The sequence below is a fragment of the Natrinema soli genome, assembly GCF_028618695.1.
The window spans coordinates 1-5785 of record NZ_JAQIVI010000391.1 but is presented as its reverse complement, the minus strand read 5'-3'; the positions used below and the strand labels follow the sequence as shown (position 1 = coordinate 5785).

Sequence of the window (5785 nt, the reverse complement as noted above, 5' to 3'; positions counted from 1 at the left end):
CCCGCCAGCGACCCGGCCGCACCGCCGGCGGCGGCGTGCTGGACGTGCTCGAGGGTTACCCGCTGGCGCTGCTCGGCCGTGATCGACTGATACTGCGTCAGCACGCCGTATGCCGAGCCCTGAGCGGCCTCCTGAATGTGCGGCGTTTTGCCGACATCACTCGTGCCCGCTTCCTTCGTGGCACCCGCGGCCGCACCCTTGCTCGCGACCTGAATCTGTTCGACGCTGACGTTCTGACTCTGTGCGAGAGCGCCGTGCGTCGCGCCCCAGGTCGCGCTCTGTAGCTGGGTCGCGTTCACCGACTGTGACTGGGAGAGCCCGCCGTCGGTCGCTCCGTTCACCGCGTACTGAATCTGGGTCGCGTTCACCGACTGGGACTGGATCAGCGAGCCGTGAACCGCCCCCTTCGTCGCCGCTTGCACCTGCTCGGCCTCGACGGACTGGTGCTGTGCGACCGACTCGCGAGCGCCCTCGAGCGCCGCCGTTCGCTGTTCCTGTGTCACTTCGATACCTTGCGATTGGACGAGTTCGACCCCTTCCTCGACACCACTCTCGACGGCGGTTTCGGCATCTCCCTGGATCTCCGCCTGCGCGTTCGTCCCGTCGTCCGTCACGTCGGGCTCCTCGAAGGCGACCAGTTCCGAACTAGCGTTTTGTGTCTGAACGCCGCCCGCCTCGAGCGCGGCCTGTGACCTACCCGCGGCTGTCGGATCGTCTGCCGTCTCGGTGGCCACACCGCCGGCCACGTCGAACGGGTTCGAGCCACCGCTCAACACGGGCAGCGCCACGACGCTGCCGACCATCGCGGCCGCGATCAGCGCGACGACAACGGTCGTTCGATCGCGCCTCATCGCGCGATCACTCCACGAGCGGGACGGCCGGTTCCGTCCTCCGGTTTCGATTCCGCCTCCGGCGATCCGGATTCGGTACGCCACCACTCCGACTCGCACCCGTCCTCACCCCGCTTCCATTCGTCCCCATCTGCTTCCCGTCGAATCCCCGGATTGGTCGCGTGGGGATTCGCCGCGTGGTACCTCCGACTGCCGGCCGCAGCACAACCAATTCCCATTTTCCCACCACGGGCCGAATGACGCCATAAGACCGCCGGTCGTTTCGGTTAGCGAGACGAGACAATAAGCTATTACTCAGTTCTATCGACGGGAGACTGCCAGAAACGACGGAACGACGCTCGACCACCGACGAGCCCGGAGGGGCTCCTACCGTCACCGAAACTGAGAGGAAGCGCGCTGTTTCGACCGCTCTTCGACCCGCCCTCGAGTCGATACCTGAGCGATAGCGATTCGAGAGAACGTGTCAACCAGGCGTCTTCATCTCTCGGAAACCGAAGTTTTGATCCGGGTTTACGAGAGAGCGGCAGTATGGCAACGGAACGGAATTCGGTCGATCTCGTGGACGACACCGTAGTCCGGCAGTTCGCTCGAGCGGCGGTGCTCGCCGCACTGATCGGTGTGGCAGCGCTGGTTGGGATTCCGTATCCCCTCTCGCCGGCCCCGGTCACGCTTCAGGTACTGTTCGTCTTCCTCGCCGGACTCGTCCTGGGTCCGGTCTGGGGGGCGTTTTCGCTCCTGCTGTATCTCACGGCGGGTGCCGCCGGGGTTCCCGTGTTCTCGAACATGACGGCCGGCATCGGTGTCCTGTTTGGACAGACGGGCGGGTATCTGTGGTCGTATCCGATTGCTGCGGCTCTGATCGGCGTCATCGTCCACCGCGGGACGACGCTCCGCGATCTGCACGACGTGTCACTCACGGTCGTCGTGGGTGCGCTCGTCGCGGCAACGATCGTCATCTACGCGATGGGATCGGTGTACATGTCCTGGGTGCTCGAGATGACGCTCTGGGAAGCCGTTACGGTCGCCGCGCTCCCGTTCATTCCGGCCGAGATCGTCAAGATGACCGCCGCGATCGCCATCGTCAGATCCGGCCGGATCACGCCGGTTCGATCGTGAGTACGAGGAACCGATGATCGAGTTTCAGTCGGTCTCCTATGCGTTCGACGACGTTCCCGTCCTCGAGGACGTCTCGCTCTCGATCGATGACGGCGAATTCGTCCTCCTGGCAGGGGGAAACGGGAGCGGGAAGACGACGCTGTTGCGCCACTGCAACGGCCTCCTCGAGCCCGATTCCGGCGATGTTCTCGTCGACGGAACACCCGTCGCGGAGGATCTGATCGCCGCCCGCTCGAGCGTGGGCATGGTCTTCCAGCACCCCCGCGATCAGTTCGTCGCCGCGACCGTCGGCGCGGACGTCGCGTTCGGTCCGGAAAACCTCGGGCTCGAGCGGCGGGAGATCGACCGCCGCGTGACCGCCGCACTCGATGCGGTGAACATGGCCGGCCGAGAGGACGACCAAATCGATGCACTCTCGGGCGGCGAACAGTCCCGCGTGGCGATCGCGGGCGCGCTCGCGATGGAACCGACACACCTCGTCCTCGACGAACCCTTTACCGGGCTCGACGAGCCCGCTCGCCGATCCGTACTCGACCGCCTCGCGTCGCTGATGGCCGACGGCACCGGCGTCTTGCTCGCGACCCACGACCTCCGGGACGTCTGCGGACTCGCGGATCGCATCATCGCCATGCGGAACGGCCGCGTCGCCGTCGATGGACCGCTTGCGGCGGTGCTGGACGACCTCGAGGGCCTCGAGGTCCGGGTCCCGGGTCGGTGATCGCGATGGCCGATCCGAGACGCTCGTCACTACCCCCAACGGACGCCGGAGAAAACCGATGCTGACCTACGAACCCGACGAGACGCTCGCACACCGACTCGATCCCCGGACCAAGCTGGCGGTCCAGATCGGGTTCGCGGCCACGGCACTGGCGCACACGACGCCGCGAGCGCTGGCCGTCCTCTCCGTCGTGACGGCGCTCGTTCTGTTTGGCGCGCGCGTCTCGATTCGACGGACGCTCGTCGACTACCGATTTGCGCTGCTCATCCTCGCGCTCGCCCCGCTGATCGCGGGCGTCACCCTGGGGTCGCCCTGGTTCGACACCGCGGACGCCGTCGCGTCGGGGCTGGCGAGCTACCGCGTCCTGCTCATCCTACTCGTCAGTGCGGCCTACGTCCGGTCGACGCCGGTTCGAGACTCTCGAGCGGCGATCCAGTGGACGATCCCCGGGAAGCCAGGTCAACTCCTCGGCATCGGCGTCGCGCTCGTCTTTCGGTTTCTGCCCGTCTTGCAGGGGGATCTCCGGACGATCCGCGAGGGGATGGCCGCCCGGCTCGGGTCCGAACGGAGCGCGGTCGACCGCGCCAGCACGATCGGGATACTCGGCCTGACGCGGGCGTTCGACCGAGCGGACCGACTCTCGCTTGCCCTGCAGGCGCGGTGTTTCGCGTGGAATCCCACGCTCCCGTCGCTCGCCTTTTCGCGTCTCGACTATCCCGTCCTCGTGCTTGCCGTCGCTCTCGCGTTCTCGGCATTCGTCTAGCTCGGTCGGTTCGAACGGTACATCCGACAGAGGGGGCAGATACGGTGCGAACGTGCGGTGAGAACGGGACGAGCTTCGCTCCCCGGAATCGAGAACTCGAGCGCGCTGGCGTCGTTCGGTCGTGGATCGAAACCGGAGCGGTTAGTCCGCGCCTGCGGCCAGGGAATCGGTCCCGGCCGCGCGGCTCCACCACCGACCCTGCAGATACGCGCCGAGGAACATCCCAGCGATCGCCCAGAGGATGGCGACGTTGCCGATACCGAGGCTGGCGTAGGCGGCTCCCGGGCAGATTCCCGAGAGCCCCCAGCCGACGCCGAAGATCCCGCCGCCGATCAGGACGTTTCGGTCGAAGGACTTCAACCGGCGTTCGAACGCGTCGCCGGTCAGCGGAGCCCAACCGAGCAGCCGCGGGGCGAAGAAGAACGTCAGACCCGTGACCGCTGCGCCGCCGAACATCACGAACACCAGGCCGAAGTCCTCGAACTGGAGGAAGTCCAGGACGACCTCCGGACGGGCCATCCGGCTGTATGCGAGCCCGAAACCGAAGATGAGGCCGCCGATCATGACGAGCGGCATGAAGAGGGGATGGCGGGCGCTGTTCTCGGATCGCTCCGTCCGGTCGCTCTCCGCTCGCTCGTCTCGAGGCGCGTGCGTCTCGCTCGCCATGGCTACGGACTCACCCCCAGTGCGGCGACCAGTTGTGCCGTCACGATGGCGACGGCGAGGAACGTGACGACGCCGACGATCGAGGTCTTCGACGCGGAGCCGACGCCGCAGACGCCGTGGCCGGACGTACAACCCTTACCGACGCGCGTCCCGACACCGACGAAGACGCCGCCGACGAGCAGTCGCCACGGCTGGACGTCGGTGGCCCACGCACTGCCCCGAATCACCCACGCCTCGCCCTGATAGACGAGCGCGTACGCGCCGGCACCCAGCACGATGCCCAGCGTGAACGCGAGCCGCCAGTCGCGCGAGGAGACGTACCGCTGGAACCGGGACTGCGCGGAGACGTACGACAGCGTCGACTCGAGGAACGTACTCGCGCCGGCGCTGATGCCGGTTCCGAGGTAGATGACGGTCACCCCGAGCCCGACGAGCAGGCCGCCGATGGCGTAGCGACCGATCCCGTTCGGGAACAGCTCGGCGGTCAGCTGGAGTGGGAGTGGATCAGTTACCATGTGGACTCGTCAGTCACCGGCGAGCGACTCCTGGCTCGCGGCGCAGCTGTTCGAGCCGAGCACGAGCGAGAACGCTTCCCTGTCGTCGACGGCGTTCCGGCCGAGGTTCGTCGCGATGATCTGCTCGAGGACACGGGCGTCGAGCTCATTCTCGAGGAGCTCGAAGTACGGAACGTTGATCGACTCGACGGTCTCGCCGTCACGTTCCACTCGTCGTGGTTCGATTTCATGCGCGCATCGAGGAGTGTAATCTCCTCACCCGCGTCGATGCGACGCTTCAGTGTCTCCGGTGTGACCGCCTCGACATCGGCGTCCGGAGTCGGGAAGTCTTCAGCGTTCATCTCGTCTCTTCCCATCTACTGGACGTCTCCATATAAGGATTCGTATAGAAATTCACTTTTTGCACAATACCTATGGCTCTATCTCTGAACGGTATTGCCGAATGGGCCTCATATGGGCGGGATATAGGATATTGGTTTAATTTTGCTCCACAGTTGTTTTCGTTGTGCGCAAGAGGCAATGTTCTACCATCTCCGGGGTGAGATTGTGCAAGTAACTCAACAGAGAACACGGAGTAATCGGCGAGGCGAGGATTCCGATACGTTGTTCGGTGATCTCGTCCGAATTTGCCTGGCCTGGGATCCCCTTACTCAGACGGTTCGTTCACGCTGGTCGATTCGTCAACGCCGGCCTTCCGGCGCAGCCACTCGAGGCCGAGCGCCCCGCCAAGGAGTCCGGCACCAGTCGTGAAGCCGGGCACGATGTCGGCGTCACTGTTGTTCTCGGTATCCGTCTCGTTTCCGTCGTCCCCATTTCCGGCGTTTCCGTTCCCGACATCGCCGTCATCGGTATCGACAGACTCTCCGTCGTCGCCACTGGATCCACTGTCGTCGCTACTGGATCCACTGTCGTCGCCACTGGATCCGCCATCGTCACTACCAGACCCGCCGTCGTCGCCACTACCGGATCCGCCGTCGTCGCTGTCGTTTTCCCCCGTGTCGCTGTCGTCCTCGCCGTCCTGCTGATCGTCTTTCTCGTCGGATCCGTTTTCCTCGTCGTTTCCGCCGTCCGTGTCGTCGTTCTCGTCGCTCTCGTCGTTTCCGCCGTCCGTGTCGTCGTTCTCGTCGCTCTCGTCGGACTGGTCGTCCGTGTCGGT

The 5785-nt window shown here is 65.3% G+C and carries 6 protein-coding genes and 3 pseudogenes; 3 read left to right on the top strand and 6 right to left on the bottom strand.

Translation table 11 applies throughout. The annotated features are described in order from the left end of the window. Together PGX04_RS21810 and PGX04_RS21805 are read right to left on the bottom strand one after the other, a co-directional pair. A pseudogene (locus PGX04_RS21810) lies at window positions 1–851 on the bottom strand (DUF7282 domain-containing protein); the annotation flags it as partial. Next, window positions 848–1069, bottom strand: a complete 222-nt coding sequence (locus PGX04_RS21805; RefSeq protein ID WP_273740421.1) for a hypothetical protein — start codon at window positions 1067–1069, stop codon at window positions 848–850. The pseudogene PGX04_RS21810 and the gene PGX04_RS21805, both read right to left, overlap by 4 nt. Window positions 1070–1379: 310 nt before the next feature. Here PGX04_RS21805 and PGX04_RS21800 point away from each other — a divergent pair, with 310 nt between their 5' ends. The 3 genes from PGX04_RS21800 to PGX04_RS21790 are packed head-to-tail and all read left to right on the top strand — an operon-like array spanning window position 1380 to window position 3448. After that, window positions 1380–1967: a biotin transporter BioY gene (locus tag PGX04_RS21800; RefSeq protein ID WP_273740420.1), complete on the top strand. Its 588-nt coding sequence runs from the start codon at window positions 1380–1382 to the stop codon at window positions 1965–1967. 13 nt (window positions 1968–1980) lie between these two features. Next, window positions 1981–2685 (top strand): energy-coupling factor ABC transporter ATP-binding protein, encoded by a 705-nt coding sequence (locus PGX04_RS21795; protein WP_273740419.1) that lies wholly within the window; start codon window positions 1981–1983, stop codon window positions 2683–2685. 58 nt (window positions 2686–2743) lie between these two features. Next, entirely contained in the window at window positions 2744–3448 is a 705-nt protein-coding gene (locus PGX04_RS21790; RefSeq protein ID WP_273740418.1) for an energy-coupling factor transporter transmembrane component T family protein, read from the top strand. Between the two features lie 141 nt (window positions 3449–3589). On the opposite strand, the gene PGX04_RS21785 is transcribed toward PGX04_RS21790, so the two are convergent. The 4 genes and pseudogenes from PGX04_RS21785 to PGX04_RS21770 form a co-directional block, all read right to left on the bottom strand. After that, window positions 3590–4024, bottom strand: a complete 435-nt coding sequence (locus PGX04_RS21785; RefSeq protein WP_273740422.1) for a DUF6691 family protein — start codon at window positions 4022–4024, stop codon at window positions 3590–3592. Window positions 4025–4116: 92 nt separating this feature from the next. After that, window positions 4117–4629 carry a YeeE/YedE family protein gene (locus PGX04_RS21780; protein WP_273740417.1) on the bottom strand — a complete coding sequence of 171 codons (513 nt, stop codon included), beginning with the start codon at window positions 4627–4629 and terminating at the stop codon, window positions 4117–4119. Between the two features lie 117 nt (window positions 4630–4746). After that, window positions 4747–4970: pseudogene (locus tag PGX04_RS21775) on the bottom strand (rhodanese-like domain-containing protein); the annotation flags it as partial. Window positions 4971–5275: 305 nt separating this feature from the next. Next, window positions 5276–5785 (bottom strand): annotated as a pseudogene (locus PGX04_RS21770) (PQQ-binding-like beta-propeller repeat protein); the annotation flags it as partial.